Raw genomic sequence first — 22179 nt, 5'->3', positions numbered from 1 at the left:
TCATGGGGTCGCTCCTGTTTTTCGCCGATGAATCAAATCAATGGCCCATTGAATGGCTAACGCCATAGACCTAGAATCAGCTTTGTTTAGACCAAAAATATCTTTAGCTGTACCATGATCCACACTGGTCCGCACGAAAGGTAAGCCCATGGTAATATGCACGCCAGACTCTTGTCCATGGATCATTTTGAATGGGATCAGGCCCTGATCGTGATAGGGACAAACAAAAACAGCATACTTTGTCCAATTCTGTTTGAAAAACGCGGCATCAGGCACCAAAGGGCCAACGACAGGAATATTTCGCTTTAAGAATTCATTGATCACAGAATTTATAACACTTTCTTCATCGCCGATAATTCCATTTTCCCCAGCATGAGGGTTTAGGCCCAGCACAGCCAGAGGTTTACGGTTGTTGGGTGACGGTAACCAGCTCCGCAACGTGTTAGATGCGGTTAGGGCAGCCTCCAGCTGTTCGAATGTTAATGCCTTAGCCACGTCTTTTATTGGAATATGTGAGGTGGCCAGTAACACATTAAATTGGTCGCCCACAAACGCCATAAATAGAAATTTTGACTTGGTGACCTTTGCTAATATTTCGGTGTGGCCAATCTGTTTGAACCCAGATTCTTGTATGGTCACTTTTGACATGGGGGCGGTGACAATACCGTGGATTTGTCCGAACATAGCCGATTTGGCGGAGATTTCGACCCATTCAGGAGGCGATAGGTCTGAGCAGATATCCACCAATCCGTTGCCATAGGGCATATCAATTGAAAGTGCTTCTGGCCAGCTGTTTACGGTAAGACGGTCAAATCGAGAATCAATCAAATCTAAATCATGAACGTTTGATTCGGGTGATCGCCAAAGAAAAAATTGAACTCCACTTTGAGGTCCTATCGATTGTAGTGCTTTGGCTGTGACCTCTAGGCCGATCCCGTCTTTATCTCCGGTTGTGAGACATAAACGAATTAACGATGCAGAGGTCATGGCTCATTGATACGGATAAAGGATTCTTGTCGTTTCTGTTCAAGCCAATTTGCGAACTGCTTATCAAACTCTTGGGCAAAGAGAGATTCCCGTAACTGCTCTTTATTCGATTCAAAATGAGGATCTGGCGCTAAGACCTTTTTGTTAACTTTAATGATGTGAAAACCCATAGGAGATTTCACCACGGAAGTGACGTCGTTTTCAGCTAAAAGCTTAATGGCTTGTTGAAACTCACTACTCAGTTCGTTGAGCGCAAAGGTCCCAAGTAGGCCGCCTTGTGAAAAATTTGGATCCTCACTAAATTGAGAAGCCATAGATTCAAAAGTCGCACCGGATTGAATTTTTTTTGAGACTTTTTCAGCTCGCTCTGCGCCTTGAGAATCAGGTTTAAAGAGAATGTGTGAAATTGTATATTTAAAAGTCAATGTGTCTTTGTTTGTAGAGTTTTGCACATAAAAATTGGCCACATCTTCGTCAGAGATTTTTATTTTTGACGAGACTTCACGTTCAATGAGGGATCTTCGCTCTAGACTTGATTTTACAAAGTCCTGATACTCGGAGAATTTTAGCCCCTCTTGCTCAAGTTTGGTTTTTAGCTGGTCTCGGGAGATTCCATTTCGTCGCGTAATGCTACGAATTTCTTGTTCCACCCGTTCGATGGGTACGGTCAACTCGAGTCTTTTGATTTCAGAATCTACTATGCGTTCATTAATAAGTTGTTCAACAAGGGCTTCTTTGTTGGCCAATATCTTGTTTTTATCAACCGATTTCAATAGTGCTTGGTCAACGAGCCCTCCTTTTTTGAGACGGCTTTGAAAATCTTCAATGTCCGATAAGGTGATAATCTCTTGATTCACTATTGCAACGATTCGCTCGACGATTTTTGCATAGCTCAGTTGAACGAGTAAAAAATTAATACAAATAAAAAAAACAAAAAACTTCAATGTTAACTCCGTGTTTCGACCTGAAGATGATTCAAAAACTCCTGATCTTTGTACACTCTCGTCTTCCGAATTTCCATCTCTAACCACGAGGTGTAAGCGGCTTGCTGTCGACGTTCAATTAAAATGCCCCTTATTTGATCTTTTACGTCACTCAATGCCAGTAGGCGCTCGTGCCTACTCTTCTCAACAACAAAGACGTGATACCCAAAAGGCGACTTAATGGGGCCACTTTTCTGTCCCACACGCATAGTAAAGGCGGTATCAAAATACTCAAAAGCGCCCTTCTCAATCCAACCAATTTCTCCCCCCGACTTACCTTCGGGAGTGATGGAAAACTCTTTTGCCAGATCTGTCATGCTTCTACCTTTTTTAAGTGCCTCCACAATGCGCTTTGCGTTAATCTCGGAGGCCGTCACTACTTGGCGAAGGTAAACTTGCGCAGGGCGCCTGTAGTTCTCTTTATTCCTATCGTAGTACGCCTTGATTTCCTCGTCAGCCGGAGGAGTTATGGATTGATTAATAGCGTTTGCAACCTTTGACTCCAAAATGGAGTATTCAATTTGATTCTTCCAGTCTTTAAACTCAAGACCCTCTTCGGCCAAAGACCTTCGAAAAGCCAAATCATCGGGATAAATTTGGCGAATGGAATTGATTTTTGCGTCGAGATCTTCTTTTTTTACAAAAATATCATTTTCCCGGGCGTATCGTCGAGTGATCACTTCGAGCAGAAACTCGTCAACCACGCTTTCTTTTGTGGCCAAAATAGTATCAGCATCCTTTGCTGTAAGAGCATCATAGGCGCTTAGCTTTTTAGCCAAACGATTGGCGAAATCTTTTGCATTTAAGGTGGTGTCATTAACTTTTACTACAATGCGCTCGGTGGCCTTTTTCTCGCCAGGTTTACACGCGACCAGAAAAAAAAGGGGCAGCAAGCAGAGTGCTGCCATTTTTTTGGGGATCATTGTTTAGTTTGTACTTTTCAAATTTTGAGTGCTTTTACTAATTTTGTATTGCTTTTTTAATTGTGAAAAATACTGATCAAATAGCTTTTTTCGTTTTTGATCAAAGACAGCTGCACGAATTTGCCGTTTATTGGCACTTGAATAGCTTCGTCGATCTGTGAGTTTTATAATATGAAACCCATATCTTGATTCGATGAGCCCCTTAATTTGATCTTTTTTCATTCCTATTGCAGCATCGTAATAGGTCGGTACAAGAGTGACTCGAGACTGAAATCCAATGTCTCCGCCAAAGTCTTTTGTTAAGCTATCATCCGTGTAAAGCTTCACTAGTTCTTCAAAGGGACGTTTGCTCTTCTTCACTTCAGCATAAATTTCTTCAGCACGCTTTTTTGCCGTTTCTCTTTGTTGCTTTGTCGCGCCTGGAGCAACTTCTATTAGGATGTGGCTTGTACGAACTTCCGGATTGTCTTTGTAGTATTCGCGCATCTCCTTTTCGGAAACTTTGATTTTTTCTACCTCTTTGCCAATAGCTTTCTCAATGAGTAGCTTGTACATCTCTTCTTTCATCTTCTGTTTGAAGAGAGGGTCATTTTGAATACCTTTTTTCTCTGCTTCTTGAACGCCCACTTCAAAACGCACCAAATCTTCTAGAAACTCTTTTGGGGTGGGCGGATTTATCACTTTATTTCGAATGTCTTCGTACTTATCGTTGAATTCTTTTAAAGTGATGTTTTTGTCATTTACCTTGGCCACAACTTGAGCTTGAACGCTAGTATTGGCGAAAAAGATTGTGACTAGGGCCAAAACCGTAATCGGGGTGGTTCTTCCAAAATATTCAGTTAAAAAATGCTGAGATTTTTTTGTCGGCACAAATAGTTGGACTGAGGAAACAAATTTTCGCAACATGATTTACCCTCTTAAATGATGAAATGACGCTACCTTAAAAACGCTAGCATTGGCCTCATAGTCCAGCAATGATTTTAGATGCTTGCTGGTTTGCATCATCCAGATCACGGGCCAACATGCCAGCCCATTTTTCTGCTTTGGGATCATCACTTCGCAACACAACACTCCACGGTTTGCCGAAGTAGATTTTTACTTTTGAAAAAGGAAGGGGCAAGTAGGTTTTGTTCCAAGATTTTTCAAACTTGAAGGCCGAGGAAACGGCCACGCCCACCGACACAATATGAGCACCCGTTAGTCGAGACAGTTCAAAAACACCGGGCTTAACCAAATGGTAGGGTCCTTTCGGTCCATCTACTGCCATAGAAGCCATATGGCCACTCTTCACTAGTCGAACCAATCCCTTGAGTGCAGATATTCCGCCTCGAGTTGAAGATCCACGTGATGTCGCTCCTCCGAGTCTTCGAATGACATAATCAATAAGGTGGCCATCGGAGCTTGTAGAAGTCATGGTGGCGAGACGATAGGGTTTAACAAGGTGAAGTAAAGCCAATTCATCGCCGTGCCAATGGGCAAGTATAATCGGTTTGCCATCCCGGTAGGCCAGCAGAGTCTCCTCATGCATATGCACTTTCTTTCGCCACGAGATGCTTAGTAGAAAATAGAAAATCCAAACGATTGTTGGAAGAATGTATTTTCTAAACACGTTATTGGCTTAGTAGGTTTTTAAATTCTTCCGTCAATTGCGGAACAACCTCGAGCGCATCACCAACAATACCATACGTGGCTTTTTTAAATATGGGGGCATCAGGATCTGTATTAACGGCTACAATGACTTTGCTGCCGCTCATTCCAGCTAAATGTTGAATGGCTCCATAAATACCACAAGCTATATAGAGAGTGGGGGCTACGGTTTTTCCCGTTTGACCCACTTGCATGGAGTGGGGGACCCATCCTTCATCACAAACAGCTCGAGTGGCTCCCACGGTAGCCCCGAGGGTGTCGGCTAACTCTTCCAACAGTTTGAAGTTTCCAGAGTTTTGCATGCCACGGCCGCCAGAGACGATAATATTGGCCTCCGTGAGATCCAGTTTTTCAGAAGTGCCTTTAACAATATCCTTAATCAAAGTTTTTAAGTCATTGGGTTCAAAGGGTACAGACTGGACATTAATTTCACCAGAGCCATTGCCTTCACCTACTGGCAGTTGGTTTGGGCGCATCAAAATAATTTGCTTGTCACAATTTTGGAACTTCACCTCGGCGCTGCATTTACCGGCATACAAGGGACGGCGCACTTTTACTTGACCGTTCGTAAATGAAAGTTCTGTACAGTCACTAGCTATGCCAGCGGCCACTTTTTCAGCTACCCTCGGAAATAGATCTCGAGCCATTGCAGTGGACGATGCGAACATCATGTCGGCCCCGGATTGTTCAAAAATTTTCGACAACACTTGAGAATAGGCTTCAGGATTATATTGGGATAGTTTTTCGTCGGTACAGACAAAGGCGGCGCTAGCGCCGTATTTACCCATTTCAGCTGTAACTTGATTTGCAGCCAGCCCAATGGCGGCAGCTGAAATTTGGCCACCACAATTTTTTGCGGCACTCAAAAGCTCCAAAGAGCCTTTTTTAAGTTGGCCATTTGCTACTTCACAAAATACTAAGACATTAGCCACGGGACACTCCTTTAAATTACTTTGGCTTCTTCGCGAAGCAGTTGAACCAACATTTTAGCTTGTTGAGAGGGATCACCATCGATCATTTTTACTGGCGGCTTGTCTGCCGGTAATTGAAAATTTTCATGTAACACTCGTGCCGCAGAGCCCTCAAGGCCCAGGTCTCCGAGCGTTACTTCCTTCAAGGGCTTTTTCTTTGCTTTCATGATACCCATGGGGTTGGTGTAGCGAGGTTTATTTAAACTTTTAGTGGCCGCGACAACTGATGGGCCACGCATTTCCACAACTTCTCGGGCGCCACCTTCGATCTCTCGTTCGACGGTGCAGGATCCTGAAGCAAAGTTGAACTTTGAAACCACAGTTGTATGGGGGACGTTGAGAATCTCGGCCACCATTTGGCTGACACTTGCAGCATTATCATCGATAGCCAGATGGCCGGTAAAACACAGATCCCAACTGCCTTCGCTCGAAATCACTTTTGCCAGGATCTCAGCCGTTTGGTGCGCATCAATCGTGTCAGGCGCATCTATTAAAATGGCCTCATCAGCGCCCATGGCCAACGCTTCGCGAAGTGTGGAAGTGACTCTGGCTTTCGGGCCAACGCTAACAGCCACTACCGTGCTGTCCGGCTGGGCCGCCTTAAGCGTGAGGGCTTCTTCCACACCGTTTTTGTCGTAAGGGTTCATAATCCACTTAATTCCCGAGGAGTCGATGGATTGACTGTCGCTGCTCAAATTTATTTTGGTTTCCGTGTCAGGCACCTGTTTTACGCACACTATGATTTTCATGGGTAGACTCCTTAATGATTCCTCAGCTGTATTTACGAAAATAGCATCAGCCTAAGACGCATAAGCCTCGATGGGCCTTCGGAACTATAGACAAACCTTCACTAAAAGGCAAATTCACGAGCAGCAGTTTGGGCCATGATCAGATGAGATTGCAACGCCGCTTCACTGAAAATAAAGTTGCCTTAACTCATTGAATGTACGAACAATTGTGATGCTCTTTTAGCCGGCAACAAGGAATATAAAAAATGTCAGGATTTTTCTGTTCTACGATTGGTCGAAAACAAGTCGTTGGCATAACTGGTCTTGGATTGAGTTTGTTTGTACTGGCCCATGCCTTAGGAAACGTGCTGATTTTCATTGGGCCAGAGGCATATAATCTCTATAGTTATAAACTCATCTCCAATCCCTTTATTTATGTTATCGAAGCGGGGCTGTTGGCCATATTTTTGGTTCACCTGGCGCTCGCATTGGCTTTAAGTTTTTTGAACGTAAAAGCTCGCGACCAACGCTATGCGGTAGAGGCCTCGGGCTACAAGGCGACTAGTCAAGTGACAAAAACGATGCGGCACCAAGGAATGGTTATCTTGGTCTTCGTGATTTGGCATTTGCTGACCTTTAAGTTTGGCAAGTCAGGACCGGACTACATGGCTGAATATGGGGGTGTAGTTGTTAGAGATCTATATCGCCTTGTCATTGAAGTTTTTCAAAGCCCCTTGTACGTCGCTGGCTACGTGGTGGCAGTAGCTGTTTTGGGTTTTCATTTAAGTCATGGCGTGAGTTCAGCCATTCAAACTTTAGGGTTTAATCACCCTAAGTATACGCCCAAAATCGAGTTATTTGGTCGGGCGTATGGTGTGGTCGTAGCGGGTGTTTTTGTTTCGCAACCAGTTTATGTGTTTTTATTTTTATAAGGTGAATGGGATATGGCAGATATCAGTTTAGATGCAGGGATACCAAATGGACCTATTCAAGAAAAATGGGACCAACATCGTTTTAACTTAAAGCTTGTAAACCCGGCAAACAAACGGAAGTACACCATAGCTGTGGTTGGAACGGGGCTGGCCGGAGCATCGGCCGCGGCATCGTTGGCCGAATTAGGATATAATGTTCAAAGCTTTTGCATTCACGACTCACCAAGAAGAGCTCACTCAATTGCGGCTCAGGGCGGGATAAATGCTGCAAAAAATTATCCTAATGATGGCGATTCCATCTATCGACTATTTTACGATACTGTAAAAGGAGGCGACTTTAGGGCCAGAGAAGCCAATGTCTATCGATTGGCGCAAATATCTAACCACATTATCGACCAGTGTGTAGCGCAAGGTGTGCCATTTGCTCGTGACTATGGTGGAATGCTTGATAATCGATCCTTTGGAGGGGCTCAGGTTTCTCGAACGTTCTATGCAAGAGGGCAAACAGGACAACAGTTATTAATTGGGGCATACTCGGCATTGATGCGCCAGGTAAATAAAGGAAAAGTGCAACTTTTTCCTCGCCGAGAGATGTTGGATTTGGTTCTCGTTGACGGCGTCGCCCGTGGTATTACGGTAAGAAACTTGATTAATGGCGAAATTGAATCTTATCCAGCGGATGCCGTTGTATTAGCGACAGGTGGATACGGCAACGTCTTTTTCCTATCTACGAATGCAATGAATAGTAATGCTACGGCGGCATGGAGATGTCATAAGAAGGGCGCCTTATTTGCCAACCCCTGTTTTACTCAAATACATCCCACATGCATCCCCGTCTCGGGAGATTACCAGTCAAAACTCACTTTGATGTCTGAATCTTTGCGGAATGATGGCAGAGTGTGGGTGCCCAAAAATAAAGACGATAAACGTTCACCCAAAGATATACCTGACGAAGACCGCGATTACTACTTGGAGCGAATCTATCCCAGTTTCGGAAATTTGGTTCCACGAGACGTCGCCTCCCGCCAGGCAAAGTTTCGATCTGATGAGGGACGTGGAGTAGGGCCAACTGGTATGGCGGTGTATCTTGATTTTAGAGATGCCATTCAGCGATTGGGTAAACAAGCCGTTAGCGAAAAGTACGGCAACCTTTTTCAAATGTATGAAAAGATAGCCGGTGAAAATCCCTATGAAGTGCCCATGCGTATTTTTCCAGCGGTTCATTACACGATGGGTGGTTTATGGGTGGATTACAATTTGCAAACGACCATTCCTGGTTTGCACGCCTTGGGCGAGGCGAACTTTTCCGATCATGGTGCTAACCGCCTAGGAGCATCGGCATTGATGCAAGGGTTAGCCGATGGCTATTTTATTATTCCCTATACATTAGGAAATTTCCTGGCGACTCACAAGTTGCCCGAAGTGACTGCGGAAGACAAAGCCTTTCAAGACAGTCGTGCGCAAGTGAAAGAACGGTTGGACAAGCTTTTGTCCGTAGATGGAAAGCAATCAGTGGATGATTTTCATCGGCGCTTGGGTCGCCTCATGTGGGAGCATGTAGGAATGTCTCGTAGTTCGCAGGGTCTGAAAGAAGCCGCAAACCATATTCATAACTTAAGAGAAGAGTTCTGGGCTGACGTTAAGGTGGCTGGAGACAAAAATTACAAAAATAGTGAAGTGGAGAAGGCGGGACGGGTGGCCGACTTTCTGGAGCTGGGTGAGCTCATGGCCAAAGACGGCCTAGATAGAGAAGAATCCTGTGGTGGACATTTCAGAGAAGAGCATCAGACGCCAGAAAATGAAGCAAAACGTGATGACGAAAAATTTTGTCATGTATCGGCTTGGGAGGCGACTAGTAACGGGAACTCCATTGATTGGAGAAAACACGTTGAATCATTGCAGTTTGAATACGTGAAACTTTCAACAAGAAGTTACAAGTAAGGAATACAGTTATGAACCTTAAACTCAAAGTATGGCGGCAAACAGGTCCTGATAAAAAGGGTGAGTTTATGGACTATGAGGCTAAAGATATTTCGCCAGAGATGTCTTTCCTCGAAATGCTTGACGTGATGAACGAAGACCTGATCAAGCAAGGTAAAGATCCAGTTGAGTTTGATCATGACTGTCGCGAAGGAATCTGTGGGGCGTGTAGCCTCGTGATAAATGGTTGTGCTCATGGTCCGGATAGAGGAACAACGGTTTGTCAGTTGCATATGCGGAGATTTAAAGACGGGGACTCTGTAACTGTAGAGCCATTTCGAGCCAAAGCATTTCCAGTGGTACGAGATTTGGTGGTGGACCGATCAGCTTTTGACCGAATCATTCAAGCTGGTGGATTTATTTCGGTAAATACAGGAAATGCGCAAGATGCCAATTGTATCCCTGTGCCGAAATCAGACGCTGATCTTTCTTTTGCAGCGGCGGCGTGTATCGGGTGTGGAGCTTGTGTTGCAGCTTGTAAAAATGCTTCAGCCAGCCTGTTTGTTTCAGCAAAGTTAGCTCACTTAGGTCTTCTTCCTCAAGGTCAGGCTGAACGAGACGCTAGAGCCAGAAGCATGGTTCTGCAAATGGATGAAGAGGGTTTTGGAGCTTGTACTAACACAGGAGCTTGTTCAGCAGCATGTCCTAAGGAAATTAGCCTAGAAAACATAGCCATGATGAACAAAGATTTCCGCTCAGCCATGTTGAAGGCCCGGGATTAGTTGAGTAACTAAACCTATATTTAGTGTCCAATGCCATGCAAAACTCTAAATTTAGTGAGTTGTGTACATTGTCCACAGGGATATCCACAAAACGTTGCCGGATTTGCTAAGTCTCTGGCCCGGCGAGCCAAACAAATTTTAAAAAACAGGCTAACCCCTTTGGTAAAAGAGGAGGTCGTTTATTTAGGGGCGGGGGCCTTCATCTCGACGATCATCATTGATTTCCCTCAAGTTATGATTCTGCCAAGCCGAGGGGTCTTAGATGAAACACGTCGGTCAAATATTAGAAGAGCTGGGATTTAACAAAGAGGCACCATTATCAACTCAAAAAGCATTTTTAAAACATCTTGAGCAGGCCGCCCAAGACCTTCGGCCGGTGAATCATGTTAAGCCCGAACCTCAACCAGAAAAAAACCGAGCATCACAACCACTGCAGTTGAGTTTTGATTTCGACGCTCCCAACCAATGCCCAGCTGAAAAGGCGAAATCCGCTTAGCTATACTTCCCTTATCAAAGTCCAATTTTTTTCTAATGCTTACCCAGTGTGTGGTCTAGCTGGTACCATTTTGGAACTGAGGTAATTTTTCTTCCTTGTTACGCCACGGAAGGCATCTAGTTAACGACCATGGGAGGTCATCTATGATTCATCAAAAAGCATGGCTATTAGCGGCAGCACTCACGTTGTCACTAGCGGTCAATGTCGCTCGAGCTGACGCAGAGTTTGTACCTGGTGAGTACGTTGTTAAACTCAAAAATCCAAAGACCATCGGAGCCCTAGACAATATAGAAATTAAACTCAATGCAAAAGTAGTTCGACGAGTTTCTGAAGCCTCAGGCGCATTACTTGTAAAAAGACCTTTGATTGAAACGTTGTCATCAGGCCTAAAGACTCTCAAAGAGAATCCTTTAGTCGAGGTGGTAGAGCCAAACTATATATATAGGATAAATCGATTACCGAATGATCCAGATCTCACCCAATTGTGGGGGCTTCTCAATGTGGGGCAAGCCATAGGATCGCAAAAAGGTGTCGAGGGTATCGACATCGATGCAGAAGCGGCCTGGGACATTCAAACGGGTTCAAAAGATATAGTCGTTGCCGTGATTGATACGGGAGTTGACTACACGAATCAAGACTTGGCGCCAAACATTTGGGTCAATGAAGCCGAAGCCAATGGTGAGGCTGGTGTCGACGATGACGGCAATGGCTTTATTGATGACGTTCATGGATATGACTTTGCAAACAACGACGGTGACCCCTTGGACGACCAGGGTCACGGATCACACTGTTCAGGCACTATCGGCGCCAGAGGTGACGATGGTTTTGGAATAGTTGGAGTGAACTGGCAAGTCAGCATCATGGGCGTTAAATTTTTAACAGCCTCTGGAAGTGGAACATTGGCTGATGCTGTGAGCTCCATTGATTATGCAACTGCCATGGGAGTTGATATTATGAGTAACTCATGGGGTGGCGGCGGCTACAGTGAACAACTGGCCGACGCTATTCAAAGAGCCAGCGACAAAGGTATTTTATTTATTGCAGCTGCCGGCAATGATGGCACCAACAATGACAATTCGGCTCACTATCCTTCAAACTATGAAATGTCGAACGTACTTTCTGTAGCGGCAATAAACAATCGCGGAGACCTGGCTTACTTTTCAAACTACGGACGGGAAACAGTAGACATAGCGGCCCCCGGTGTGGACGTTTACAGTACAACACCCGATGGCTATAAATCGTGGAGTGGTACATCAATGGCAACACCCCACGTATCGGGCGTTGCAGCGCTTATGTTAGCACAAGAGCCCAATTTATCTCCAGAGCAGGTGATCGAACGCCTGATCGCCACGGCCCAACCGTTAGCGGCACTTCGAAACAGACTTGTAAGTTCAGGCTTTGTAAATGCCTATCATGCATTGACAAATACTCCACCGCCACGGGATCCCAACGATCCTTCGGGTTGGAAATCTGCGCCACACGATCTTTCTACGCCGCACCCCTATGAAAACGGAACAGCCCTTTCATTTGAGGTATCTGTGCCAGGAGCTAAGAAGTTCGCCGTTTATTTCTCGAAGTTCAATACCGAGAGAAATTATGACTTCGTAGTATTTAAAAATGAAGCCGGTGACGAGATAGGTCGTTGGAGCGGCAATCACGATGAGTCTTTCTCACCTGCCGTCAGTGGTGAAAAGATGATCATTGAATTGAAGAGCGACAAAAGTGTAAATCAATATGGGTTTGACATAACCGGAGTCGCCTTCGAATAACCACCAGTAGAAATACAAGGAAAAAAAGCCAGGCCCGAGAGCCTGGCTTTTTTTTACCCAATCGATAAAATATTATCACTAGAATTTGGAAGGTCGTCGGCACCCGAGAGGGGGGCGTGCGGTGCCATCCCGCAGTGTGCTCCCGATGTGCATGGCGTATCCGGGTTGCGGCACGCAGTGACGCAATCCGAAGACGACATGCGGCCACTCGGGTCGCCACTGCGGGATGGCACCGCACGCCCCCCCTCTCGGGTGCCGACGACCTTCTAAATTTCCAAGCGGGTCAATAAGCCAGCGCTTTTAAGAACTTCTCTATTCGAAGATTTACGTATTCAGGCATGTCCAGTTGTGTACAGTGAGAGCCATAGGGCACCATCAAGAATTGACTGTTTCGGATTTTAACATGCATTTCTTCTTGATACTTTTGAGGTGTGACGGAGTCTTTTGAGCCGCCAATAATGAGCACGGGAACATCGATTCGGTCGAATACAGGGCGGCCGTCATAGTTCATCATATTTTCAAACAGTCGCAAGAAAGCTTCCAGGTCAACAGAGCTGATACCTCGAGAATAGATCTCAATATCTTTTAAGTGAGTCAGGTTTATATTAAATCCACCAGCTAGAGCGCTGAGTTGTATGGCTAGAGAATTATTAGTTGTCACTCGCCACAATTCGCGAAATGTTTCGGGCAAGAAATCATAACCTTGTTTTATATTTTGAAAAACCTTGGTGACGAGGTCTGTGCCGAACATGCCACGAATGGGATTAGATGCAAATCCGTTAATGAATATAAGATTATCGAAGAACTGAGGGTATATATCAATGCAACGAATGAGGACTTGTGTGCCGAAACTGTGGCCGAAAAAGCTCGCTTTACTAATTTCGAGGTGATCTAGGAGGTATTTAATATCTCGAGCTAAGGCGTCGATACTTATATTTGACCTATCCATAGGGATTTCACTGTTGTGGTGAGCCCGGTAGTCAAAAACAATCGTTTGATAGTTTTCTGAAAAGTATTTGATTTGATGTTGCCAGTGATTAATAAGGCATCCAATACCGTAGGCCATAACGATAGGCTTTCCCTGGCCTCGTATTTCGTAATATATGCGTGAGCCATCAAAGCTCTTTACGTATCCTGTTGATTTTAAGATTTTGCTCATTGGCCGAAACTAATCCTGATCCAAGTATTACCGATTTTAATTAAATCACCATCTTTTAACATTTCGGCAGAAGTAGATAAATCATTTAGGGTTACTTTTAGCGGGTGATCGGTTAAAAAGCGAGGGCTCCCATTTTCTGAGTGAATGGAAAAGGCCTTTTCAGGTAGTTGTTCATCAGTTAAATGGAGGTCGATGCCGCCGGCTCCAATATCCCTAGGACCATAGCCGAGCGTCCATTCGGTCATCAATTGAGGGCCCCGAATAAATTTCAATTTAACAGGGGTTGAAAATGGCTGGACGACCTGTTCTTTGTTCATCGTTTTGGGTTTTTGGGTTTGCAGATAGTCACTAAGGTTTTGGGTCCAGGGTTTAGCTCTAGGTTCCTCTCGTTTTTTTGGGGCCGCTTCAGGCGCAAGCTGCACTTCAAGGTGGGAGTTGCCTATCTGCACAGTAGTGCCGCGCGTCAACGCGACCTGATCCACCCGTTGGCCGTCAATTTTTAAGCCATTTCGCGATTTTAAGTCGACTAACTGGAATTCCCCGGTTTTAGACCGACGAACTTCGGCGTGTCGGGAGGAGACCTTCCCATCGTTCAAACTCACATCCACCCCGGCCCGTCCCAATATGCTGCCTTCTTTAATGGGAAACACATGGCCGGCCAGAGGCCCACTTTTTACATAAAATACGAGTTCCATAGCCATTTATGCAGTATACCTGCTTGGCTTCAAAATTTGAAGACTCGTTGTACTTGTGTCGCCGCAATGAGCGTGCTACAAGATCGGTCTTCGAAATCCTTGCTCCAACTTAGTTTGGGGCTAATAAACCATAAGGAGATACAGTGGAATTAAACGTCCAAAAACCCCTACGAAAATACGAAGCTGTCGTCATTTTGCATCCTGACGTCTCAGAAGAGCAACAAAAGGAACTTTTCCGCAAAAATGCAGGAATTATCAAACAATTTGGTGGCGACGTTAATCATATCGATACCTGGGGAAAGCGTCGTTTAGCAAATCCCATTAAGAAACTAAAAATGGGAAATTATTTTCACACGACCTTTGAATCTGGCGCCGAATGTATACATGAGCTTGAAAGAACAATGCGAATTAATGAAAACGTGTTGCGTTTTACCCACGTCCGCTTGGATGATCGCGTGAGTCTCAGTCAGCATCTAGAAAAATTTAAAAACGTGTTGGCTGAAACAAACAAGCGTGAACAAGAGCGCGAAGCAAAAAATGCGGCAAAGCGTGGCGGTTTTAGCAAGCGTCCAGGAGGCCCTCCCTCCCGCGAATCCAAGCCCGTCCGGTCTTAATCTTTAGTTACAACGAACTAGACAAGGCAGGGTGATTTGTCAGCACGGGCTCATATTCAAAAAACCTTGATTCTGGTGGCCATGGCTGTGTTTCTCACAGCCACCACGGGAATTCTAAGTGGTCCTCCGCTTAAAGCCCTACGGGTTAAGCTGGGTCGAGGTCCGTTTGTTTTGACTTTTGCGGGCTTAACCACTTTGTTTTTGGGTTTGGGCTGGACCATTGGAGCGATAACCTTTTTTGTAATGTCTTTTTTTATCGCCGTGTTTGTGGAGTTTGATGAAAGAGGCGAAGAACTTTTCTATTCAGGCCTTTATGCCACATTGTTTTCAATGGTCCTTGTGACCATTGGATTTGGTGTTTGGATGGCGAAAACAGGTTCTGAATGGGTTGGGCACCTGACGAGTGGGGCGCAGGCGATTATAGACCAGTACACCGGAGCAGGAATAATTGCTGAGGCAACGATTTCGGCTCGTGATTTGCTGGTACAAGCGCCGTCGGCGGTAGTCATAGTTCTTTTGATATCGTTGTTGTTAGCCTTGGTCTTTGAAAATGGCATTCATCTATGGGCTGGGTTACCACTCATTAAACGTCGTGGTCTTAAAGATTTCAGGCTTCCAGAAGCCACAATATGGGTCTTAATAGGATCAATGGCCGCGGCCTATGTGAAACACGATATAAAATGGCTGCAAGCCGTATCAGTAAACCTATTTCATATATGTTTGTTGATTTATTTTTTCCAGGGCTTGGCTGTCACCAGTTACTTTTTTACGACGTTCAGGGTGAGTCGCTTGTGGAGAGTTGTTTGGATGGCCATATTGGTTCTCCAATTGTTTCTGTTTGTGAGTGTTTTAGGGTTGTTGGATTATTGGGTGGATTTTCGAGGGTGGTTTTTAAAAAAATCAGCCCAGTTGGACAAGAAAGTATAAATTTAATTTTGGATATTTATCTAAAGGAGTGAGTCGAATGAAAGTGGTACTTCAAAAAGATGTTAAAGATCTAGGAAAAGTAGGTGAGGCTGTAAACGTAACTGCGGGTTATGCTAGAAATTTTTTATTTCCCCGAAAGCTTGCGGTAGAAGCCACTGAAAATCGGATTAAAGAATGGGAACACTTGAAAAAGGTGGCCGAAATCAGAAAGAAAAAAGCCGTCAATGATCGCAAAGGTCTTATTGAAAAAGTATCTGGGGCCACAGTGACCTTCAAGGCGGCCGCTGGCGAAACAGATAAGCTTTTTGGATCCATCGTTGCCAAAGATATATCTGATGAACTTGAAAAACAGGGTTTTTCAATTGATCGCAGAGATATCAAGGTGGAAGCAATTAAAGTTTTGGGCCAACATCAGGCTGTAATCGATCTTGGCGATGACCTCAAAGCAGAAATCGTTGTGATTGTAGAGCGAGCCGACTAACTCAGCCAAAATTTATTTAGAGAACTCGTCTCTGGCCTTTAACAAGACCTCTTGCAGGTAATCTGCGAGCACGAGACGAAGTTCATCGAGGGAGATAGTTTTTGGACTATACCCTTGATTGATTATTAGAGTTTTTATTTCACCCAGTACGAGGTGCTGAGGCAAATTCGTAGCCTCAGCTAAATTATCAATCAATTTTTCGCCTTCCATAGCCATCCCATCCGTGGGTTCAGGTAAGTCCAAAGAGTTCACCCCTCCAACAGAGGTCAGCCCCTCATAGAAACCTGGAGGCACGAGTGGCCGCATGTCGTCTTCGGATTGCGTCACTTTCGTGCCGCAACCCGGATACGCCATGCACATCGTGATCCAGGTTTCTATGAGGGGCTGACCTCTGTTGGAGGGGTGAACTCTTTGGCCCAGGTTACCAACAAGTAGCCCATTCTTATGACTCACTTATTACAGCAACTGGTTAAATGGCCTTCAATACAAAGTCTAGAAATCTAGACGTCGGGAGGGGCCTACATACTTGGTGCAAAATTTCTCGGCTTGCCACCGGGTCTGGGTGCCGAAGATATGCCTGGTCCAGGTGGAGGAGATTCTGGCATGGGTGGATTGGGGCCAGAGACGCCTTCAATGTTATTAGAAAATCGTCCGATGTTTGGGTGCCAGCGAAGCTTGACGGTACCGGTAGGTCCATTTCGCTGTTTACCTATAATGACCTCAGCAACACCACGAATGTCAGGATTGTCCCGATCATAGTAGTCCTCACGGTAAATCATCATAATGATATCGGCATCTTGTTCAATGGATCCCGATTCACGAAGGTCTGACAACATGGGTCGTCGGTCGGAGCGGCCTTCCACTCCCCGGTTGAGCTGGGCTAGTGCAATTACTGGAACAGATAGTTCTTTAGCAATGGCTTTAAGCATTTTTGAAATCTCAGAGACTTCGCGCTCTCGGCTTTCCACTCGCTGTTTTAAGCTCATGAGCTGAAGATAATCGACGATAATCATGTCGAGGCCTTCTTTTGCCTTTAGCCGACGGCACTTTGCTCGCATTTCAAATGGACTGATCCCCGATGTATCATCAATAAAAATGGGGGCTTCACTCACTTTAGCAGCGGTACTTATAAGTTTTGGCCACGCCTTATCATCAATGGCACCCACACGTAAATCAGAGAGGCTGATCTTGGCCTCACTCGCCAGCATTCTTGTCATCACCGCCTCTTTGCCCATTTCCACTGAAAAATAGGCCACCACCTTTTTCTCTCGCAAGGCCGCATGGGTGGCGATGTTGAGACTTAGTGCTGTTTTTCCCATAGACGGACGTGCGGCCAGAATTGTTAATTCTCCCGGCTGAAAACCTGCCGTCATTTTATCGAAATCAGAGAAGCCACTTGATACTCCGGTGACTTCACCCTTTCTGGCATACAAAATTTCAAGCTTCTGTAGGCTGGCTTTTACAAGTTCGCTGGCATCAACGAGCCCTTGCACGCTCTTTTCTTCGGCTACAGCAAATACAGCGGACTCCACCTCATCTAAAAACGTATTTACATCTTCGAACTCTTGTTCGTAGGCCTTGACCACAATGTCTTGACCCACGTGGATCACTTTTCTCAATATGGATTTTTCTCTAACGATATCAGCATAACTTGCAATATTTGCCGCCGTAGGAGTTTGATCCATGAGTTCAGCAAGGTAGGTGGGGCCGCCAATTCCATCGAGTTCTTGGTTTTGCATCAATAAGTTTGATACAGTCACTAAATCAGTGGGTTGATTTTTATTGTTCAAATCACGAAGGGCAGAGAAAATTTTTCGGTGAGAGGGCTGATAAAAGTCATCCTCGCGAATAATATCGGCCACCTGATCCCAAGCTTCTGGGTCGAGCATGAGTCCACCTAATATGGATTGCTCGGCACTTATGTTTTGAGGTGGTAGACGCGTATTCATTGGCCCCGTTCATTCAATTTAAATTTGAAATACAAAGGCGGGACTATGCATGGTGTGAGTCAAGGGTGGCCCGCTGATGCCATCGTGTTCTGCTAAATTAGAAACGAAAAATCGCTTCTAGTTATCTTTGACTCTTATTTTGTAGGTATCTATCTTTTTTTTCAAGGTATTTCGATTGATGCCGAGCATGCGCGCTGTTTTAACTTGATTGCCATTGCAGTTGCTCAGCGAAAGCTCGATCAAGGGCTTTTCCACTTGTTCTAAAACAATGCTGTATAGACCGCTTAATTCCACTTGGGCCTCTTCTTGCTGTTCGAACAGAACGGCGAGTTTGCTTTTCACAAGCTTTTCTAGACTTACGTTTTTTAAATTTGCTACGAACAGGTTGTTGGAGTTGTTCATTTCAGCCACGTGCGATCCCCCTACAAGCTAAACACCCCTTTTGTCTGGAGACCAAATATACTTATGCAGCTGCAATTGCAACCGGACATTGGATTTTTGCGAAAGAATTCTTTCTGCAAGCCATTTTGCATCAATTTTTTCGTGCGAGGGGCTATAGAAGATATTAAATTTTGAGGTCAGGTCGTATTGGCGCACAAAGTCTTCGGCCCAAATAAAATCGTTTTCGGAGCAGATGACAAATTTAAATTCTGTATTGACATTATCAAGCTCCAGATTCTTCAACTTAAAAGCGTCAGGCTCACCGCTGTCGGGTGTCTTTATGTCGACCACTTTATGAACGCGGGGGTCCACAGAGCGACAATCAATATCGCCGCTGGTTTCAAGTGATACATGGGGATATCGGTCACAAAGGGCAGATAACATTTCAAAAGATTCTTTTTGAAGTAGCGGCTCTCCGCCGGTCACGCAAATATGACCACATTTATACTGGTCTACAATTGTGAGAATTTCCTCTAACGCCATTTTTGTACCATCGTGATAGGCATATGTCGTATCACAATAGGTGCATCTCAGATGACACCCAGACGTTCGTATAAAAACAGTGGGCCAGCCCGTAAGAGAGCTCTCTCCCTGGATGCTATGAAAGATTTCGTTAATCTTGATCACTAAGCTTCTCCGTAAAACCGGACTTCAATTCTGAGATGGGCTTGCTAAACTGTTGTAATGGATCGTCTATTTAAGCGTTTTAGCAGGGATATCATTGGACTTCTGTGGGTGGCAACGGGAATTTTTTTAGCCCTGTCGTTATACAGCTATCTTCCAGCTGACCCGTCATTTAATTCAATGGGGCGTACGGCGCCCGTTCATAATTATTGTGGCTATTTTGGGTCATTTCTTGCGGACCTGATTTTTCAGTTCCTTGGTTTGTCAGGATGGATTTTGCCAATAGCTGCGATTCGCCAGTCAGTGAAAGGTTTTCGAGGCGAATCAACCAAACTAGGAGTGTATTCCTTGATATTGGCCGGACTACTCTTGACGACGTTATCTAGTTTGGGTTCGCTCTATTTGCCTGATTCTTTGTGGTACGGAGATCAGGTGAGTGTGGGCGGGGTTTTAGGGGCAACTGTCACAAAATATCTTGTGGGCGTGTTTAACTTCGCTGGAGTTTCAGTGATTCTTTGGACGGCCACGTTAGCTTTCATGGTTTTTTATACAGAGAGATCTCTGAAAGATTTGATTCATTGGCCAATACTCACTACCCACTTTGTATTTGAGAGACTACCTCTTCTGGAGTCGGCTTCTCTTGTTTTCAATGTAGTAGCAGGGTCATTGTCTAAATCCTGGTCTGCGATATGGCACAGAAAACAACAGCGACCAGTCGTTGTTGCCCCAGCAACAGAGTCGCCGACATCTCGATTTTTTCCAATTGATAACAATTTCGAAGACGTGGAGCTATCAGATCTATCTGATGCTGAAGCTGATGAGGATCCGCAGCCCAAATTGTTTTCATTAAAGAAAGTCAAATCTCAAGCAAAGCGAAAAGTCAGTTTAAAAAAGAAGGTGCAACGAAAAATTGAAAACTGGGAGTTGCCAAAACTTTCATTGCTAGCAGATCCACCGGCGAGTCGCTTCAAGGTGGACGACAAAGAGATTAAAGAAAAAGGCCGGCTTCTTGTTAACAAAATGGAACAGTTTTCGGTGCGTGGTAAGGTTACAGGGGCAAAGCCTGGGCCAGCCGTGACGATGTTTGAGTTTAAACCCAATGTGGATGTGAAAATCAGCAAAATTACTGATTTGGCTGATGATTTGTCATTAGCCCTCAGTAGTGAATCGGTAAGAATCATTGCCCCTATTCCTGGTCGAGATGTGGTGGGCATTGAAACTTCAAATGCCGCACGAGAAACGGTTTACCTCAAAGACATTTTGGCGTCGGATGAATTTTGGGATGAGGATATCAAGTTGCCTTTAGCATTGGGGTGCCAAGCTGATGGAACACAAAAAGTGGTAGACCTAAGAAAAATGCCTCACTTGCTAGTAGCCGGGTCCACAGGCTCTGGAAAGTCGGTGTTTGTCGTCTCAATTTTAACAGGACTGTTGTTTCGGCACTCGCCGAAAACCTTAAGGTTAGTGTTGGTAGATCCAAAGCAAGTGGACCTAGCCGCGTTTAACAATATACCTCATTTGCTAATGCCGCCGATTCGGGATGCGAAAAAAGCCATAAATGCTTTGCGCTGGGCTATTAAAGAAATGGAAAAGCGTTATCGATCAATGGCTAAGTTTGGAGCTCGCGGTCTAGAGGACTTCAACTCAGCCGTAGAGGAATTGTCTTCACAAGTGATTAAAGAGCATGAGGAATTTAACGAACAATTAGAGGGCCGAGGCATCCTTGAGTCCTATTATTTTACACCACAACCTTATATTGCTGTGGTGGTGGAAGAGTTTGGTGATCTCATGGCCGTTGATAAAAGCAACGTGGAGCAGGCAGTGGTTCGATTGGCTCAAATGGCACGGGCTAGCGGGATACACCTTATTCTAGCGATGCAGAGCCCGCGTAAGGATGTGGTTACGGGCCTTATTAAAACAAACATTCCCGGTCGAGTGAGTTTTAAGGTGGCAAGCAAAATGGACTCACGCATTATTCTTGATGAAAGTGGTGCTGAGCGCTTGCTATCCCGGGGCGACATGTTGTTTTTGGCGCCAGGAGTGTCTAAGCCCCAGCGTCACCATGGTCCTTGGCTTACCGATAAAGAGATTAATCTTGTCACCCGCACATGGACAGAGCAGGCCGAGCCAGAGTTTGATGCTTTGGCGATGAGAGCTCTCGAAGGATCTGGCGGTGGTTTTGATTTACCTGGCGGTCAGGACTTTGAGGTTGACGATGAGGAATTTGATGATCGGTATGATGAAATATTGGCCTATGTTTCCACCCAAAAAGCAGTGAGCGCATCGTTAATACAACGTCGGTTTCGAATAGGATATCCGAGGGCGGCGCGCCTTATCGAAGTTTTCGAGAGTGAGGGAGTCGTCGGCCCACCTAATGGCAGTAAACCTCGCCAAGTTTTAGTCTCCGAACTGAAATAGCTTCGAGAAACCAACGCTGTAGCGCAATGAGTAATTAGAAAGTGAGCTTATCACCTAGCCCCCAATGCGCTGCACTATAGTTGGTTGTTGCTGTTTCAACAGTAGCTATGTTTGCATAGTAAGAATCCAAAAAATACTCCACGGGAGGGGGAAATTATGTTTACGAGAATACTCGGATTACTAGTGATGTTGAGTGCGACCACTGCATTGGGTGCTTTAGACAAACCAATCTACGATGTTTCAGTGTTTGCAAAACAAGTTCAAACTCAAATGGCCACTCAGGCTCTTAACTGGAAGGTGGGAGACAGTACTGACCACAACCTCAATATGGGTTTTCTTCCTGGCACTATGCACTCTGAGGTGCGTGAAGAGACTTCCAACGGCTTCTGGATTCAACAAGATGTTGAATTAGGCTTTGGACAAACACAAAAGATCGAAGTTCTATTTGATAAAAATACCGGACAAGTTCTTGAGGTTCGCGTTAACGGCGAAAAGCAATCGCCACCTGATGCCGGCAACATGGAAGTGGTAGACATGAAGGAAGCGTCAGTGACTGTACCTAAAGGCACCTTCGATTGCATTTATGTGAAAATTCGTGATACCAAAAAGAACGAAGAATCAGAAGCTTGGATCAACCCAGAGCTGATCCCAATCAATGGCCTGATCAAGACAATTGCTCCAGGACCATTTGGAGAAGTCGTTCTTGAGCTGACAGATTATCGCAGAATGTAGG

General features: G+C 45.0%; 23 protein-coding genes. 10 read left to right on the top strand and 13 right to left on the bottom strand.

Annotation, left to right across the window (positions count from 1 at the left end):
- From H6626_11600 to H6626_11570, 7 genes are all read right to left on the bottom strand, one after another.
- A complete protein-coding gene (locus H6626_11600) occupies positions 1-987 on the bottom strand; it encodes a 4-hydroxythreonine-4-phosphate dehydrogenase PdxA (protein USN46838.1) in 987 nt (328 codons plus the stop codon).
- Complete coding sequence (locus tag H6626_11595) at positions 984-1931, bottom strand: peptidylprolyl isomerase (protein USN46837.1); 948 nt, start codon at positions 1929-1931, stop codon at positions 984-986. The genes H6626_11600 and H6626_11595 overlap by 4 nt, the downstream gene beginning before the upstream one ends.
- 2 nt (positions 1932-1933) lie before the next feature.
- Positions 1934-2893, bottom strand: a complete 960-nt coding sequence (locus H6626_11590) for a peptidyl-prolyl cis-trans isomerase (protein USN46836.1) — start codon at positions 2891-2893, stop codon at positions 1934-1936.
- A gap of 3 nt (positions 2894-2896) precedes the next feature.
- Positions 2897-3799, bottom strand: coding sequence for a peptidylprolyl isomerase (locus H6626_11585; protein USN46835.1), 903 nt, complete (start codon positions 3797-3799; stop codon positions 2897-2899).
- A gap of 55 nt (positions 3800-3854) precedes the next feature.
- The gene (locus tag H6626_11580) at positions 3855-4379 is read right to left on the bottom strand and encodes a DUF374 domain-containing protein (protein ID USN49016.1); all 525 of its coding nucleotides are present in this window, start codon (positions 4377-4379) and stop codon (positions 3855-3857) included.
- A 124-nt stretch (positions 4380-4503) separates the two neighbouring features.
- Positions 4504-5472 carry an electron transfer flavoprotein subunit alpha/FixB family protein gene (locus tag H6626_11575; protein USN46834.1) on the bottom strand — a complete coding sequence of 323 codons (969 nt, stop codon included), beginning with the start codon at positions 5470-5472 and terminating at the stop codon, positions 4504-4506.
- A gap of 11 nt (positions 5473-5483) precedes the next feature.
- Positions 5484-6260, bottom strand: a complete 777-nt coding sequence (locus tag H6626_11570; protein USN46833.1) for an electron transfer flavoprotein subunit beta/FixA family protein — start codon at positions 6258-6260, stop codon at positions 5484-5486.
- Between the two features lie 245 nt (positions 6261-6505).
- Between H6626_11570 and H6626_11565 the strand changes: the two genes are divergently transcribed.
- The 5 genes from H6626_11565 to H6626_11545 all read left to right on the top strand — a co-directional run bounded on the left by H6626_11565 (position 6506) and on the right by H6626_11545 (position 12138).
- Positions 6506-7171 (top strand): succinate dehydrogenase cytochrome b subunit, encoded by a 666-nt coding sequence (locus tag H6626_11565; GenBank protein ID USN46832.1) that lies wholly within the window; start codon positions 6506-6508, stop codon positions 7169-7171.
- Between the two features lie 12 nt (positions 7172-7183).
- The gene (locus H6626_11560; protein ID USN46831.1) at positions 7184-9112 is read left to right on the top strand and encodes a fumarate reductase/succinate dehydrogenase flavoprotein subunit; all 1929 of its coding nucleotides are present in this window, start codon (positions 7184-7186) and stop codon (positions 9110-9112) included.
- 11 nt (positions 9113-9123) lie between these two features.
- Complete coding sequence (locus tag H6626_11555) at positions 9124-9873, top strand: succinate dehydrogenase/fumarate reductase iron-sulfur subunit (GenBank protein USN46830.1); 750 nt, start codon at positions 9124-9126, stop codon at positions 9871-9873.
- A gap of 262 nt (positions 9874-10135) precedes the next feature.
- Positions 10136-10369 (top strand): hypothetical protein, encoded by a 234-nt coding sequence (locus tag H6626_11550; protein ID USN46829.1) that lies wholly within the window; start codon positions 10136-10138, stop codon positions 10367-10369.
- 143 nt (positions 10370-10512) lie between these two features.
- Positions 10513-12138 (top strand): S8 family serine peptidase, encoded by a 1626-nt coding sequence (locus tag H6626_11545; GenBank protein ID USN46828.1) that lies wholly within the window; start codon positions 10513-10515, stop codon positions 12136-12138.
- Between the two features lie 283 nt (positions 12139-12421).
- Here H6626_11545 and H6626_11540 read toward each other — a convergent pair whose 3' ends face one another.
- Both H6626_11540 and H6626_11535 read right to left on the bottom strand, forming a co-directional pair.
- Positions 12422-13297, bottom strand: coding sequence for an alpha/beta hydrolase (locus H6626_11540; protein ID USN46827.1), 876 nt, complete (start codon positions 13295-13297; stop codon positions 12422-12424).
- On the bottom strand, positions 13294-13998 hold the full coding sequence (locus tag H6626_11535; GenBank protein USN46826.1) for an FHA domain-containing protein: 705 nt from the start codon (positions 13996-13998) through the stop codon (positions 13294-13296). Before H6626_11535 ends, H6626_11540 begins: the two co-directional genes overlap by 4 nt.
- Positions 13999-14135: 137 nt before the next feature.
- Here H6626_11535 and rpsF point away from each other — a divergent pair, with 137 nt between their 5' ends.
- The 3 genes from rpsF to rplI are packed head-to-tail and all read left to right on the top strand — an operon-like array spanning position 14136 to position 16014.
- The gene (gene rpsF / locus H6626_11530; protein USN46825.1) at positions 14136-14606 is read left to right on the top strand and encodes a 30S ribosomal protein S6; all 471 of its coding nucleotides are present in this window, start codon (positions 14136-14138) and stop codon (positions 14604-14606) included.
- Between the two features lie 36 nt (positions 14607-14642).
- Complete coding sequence (locus tag H6626_11525; GenBank protein ID USN46824.1) at positions 14643-15533, top strand: DUF2232 domain-containing protein; 891 nt, start codon at positions 14643-14645, stop codon at positions 15531-15533.
- Between the two features lie 37 nt (positions 15534-15570).
- A complete protein-coding gene (gene rplI, locus H6626_11520; protein USN46823.1) occupies positions 15571-16014 on the top strand; it encodes a 50S ribosomal protein L9 in 444 nt (147 codons plus the stop codon).
- A gap of 12 nt (positions 16015-16026) precedes the next feature.
- On the opposite strand, the gene H6626_11515 is transcribed toward rplI, so the two are convergent.
- The 4 genes from H6626_11515 to H6626_11500 all read right to left on the bottom strand — a co-directional run bounded on the left by H6626_11515 (position 16027) and on the right by H6626_11500 (position 19031).
- Positions 16027-16368 carry a hypothetical protein gene (locus H6626_11515; protein USN46822.1) on the bottom strand — a complete coding sequence of 114 codons (342 nt, stop codon included), beginning with the start codon at positions 16366-16368 and terminating at the stop codon, positions 16027-16029.
- Positions 16369-16532: 164 nt separating this feature from the next.
- Positions 16533-17963: a replicative DNA helicase gene (dnaB, locus tag H6626_11510; protein ID USN46821.1), complete on the bottom strand. Its 1431-nt coding sequence runs from the start codon at positions 17961-17963 to the stop codon at positions 16533-16535.
- A 117-nt stretch (positions 17964-18080) separates the two neighbouring features.
- Positions 18081-18365 (bottom strand): site-specific DNA inversion stimulation factor, encoded by a 285-nt coding sequence (locus H6626_11505; protein USN49015.1) that lies wholly within the window; start codon positions 18363-18365, stop codon positions 18081-18083.
- A gap of 27 nt (positions 18366-18392) precedes the next feature.
- Positions 18393-19031, bottom strand: a complete 639-nt coding sequence (locus tag H6626_11500) for a radical SAM protein (protein ID USN46820.1) — start codon at positions 19029-19031, stop codon at positions 18393-18395.
- Between the two features lie 57 nt (positions 19032-19088).
- Between H6626_11500 and H6626_11495 the strand changes: the two genes are divergently transcribed.
- Together H6626_11495 and H6626_11490 are read left to right on the top strand one after the other, a co-directional pair.
- On the top strand, positions 19089-21446 hold the full coding sequence (locus tag H6626_11495) for a DNA translocase FtsK 4TM domain-containing protein (protein ID USN46819.1): 2358 nt from the start codon (positions 19089-19091) through the stop codon (positions 21444-21446).
- A gap of 156 nt (positions 21447-21602) precedes the next feature.
- Positions 21603-22178 carry a hypothetical protein gene (locus H6626_11490; GenBank protein USN46818.1) on the top strand — a complete coding sequence of 192 codons (576 nt, stop codon included), beginning with the start codon at positions 21603-21605 and terminating at the stop codon, positions 22176-22178.
- The last annotated feature ends 1 nt before the right edge of the window (position 22179 follow it).

The organism is Pseudobdellovibrionaceae bacterium (genome assembly GCA_023898385.1).
Taxonomy (GTDB): Bacteria; Bdellovibrionota; Bdellovibrionia; order Bdellovibrionales; family UBA1609.
This window is presented reverse-complemented; position numbering and strand designations above follow the sequence as displayed.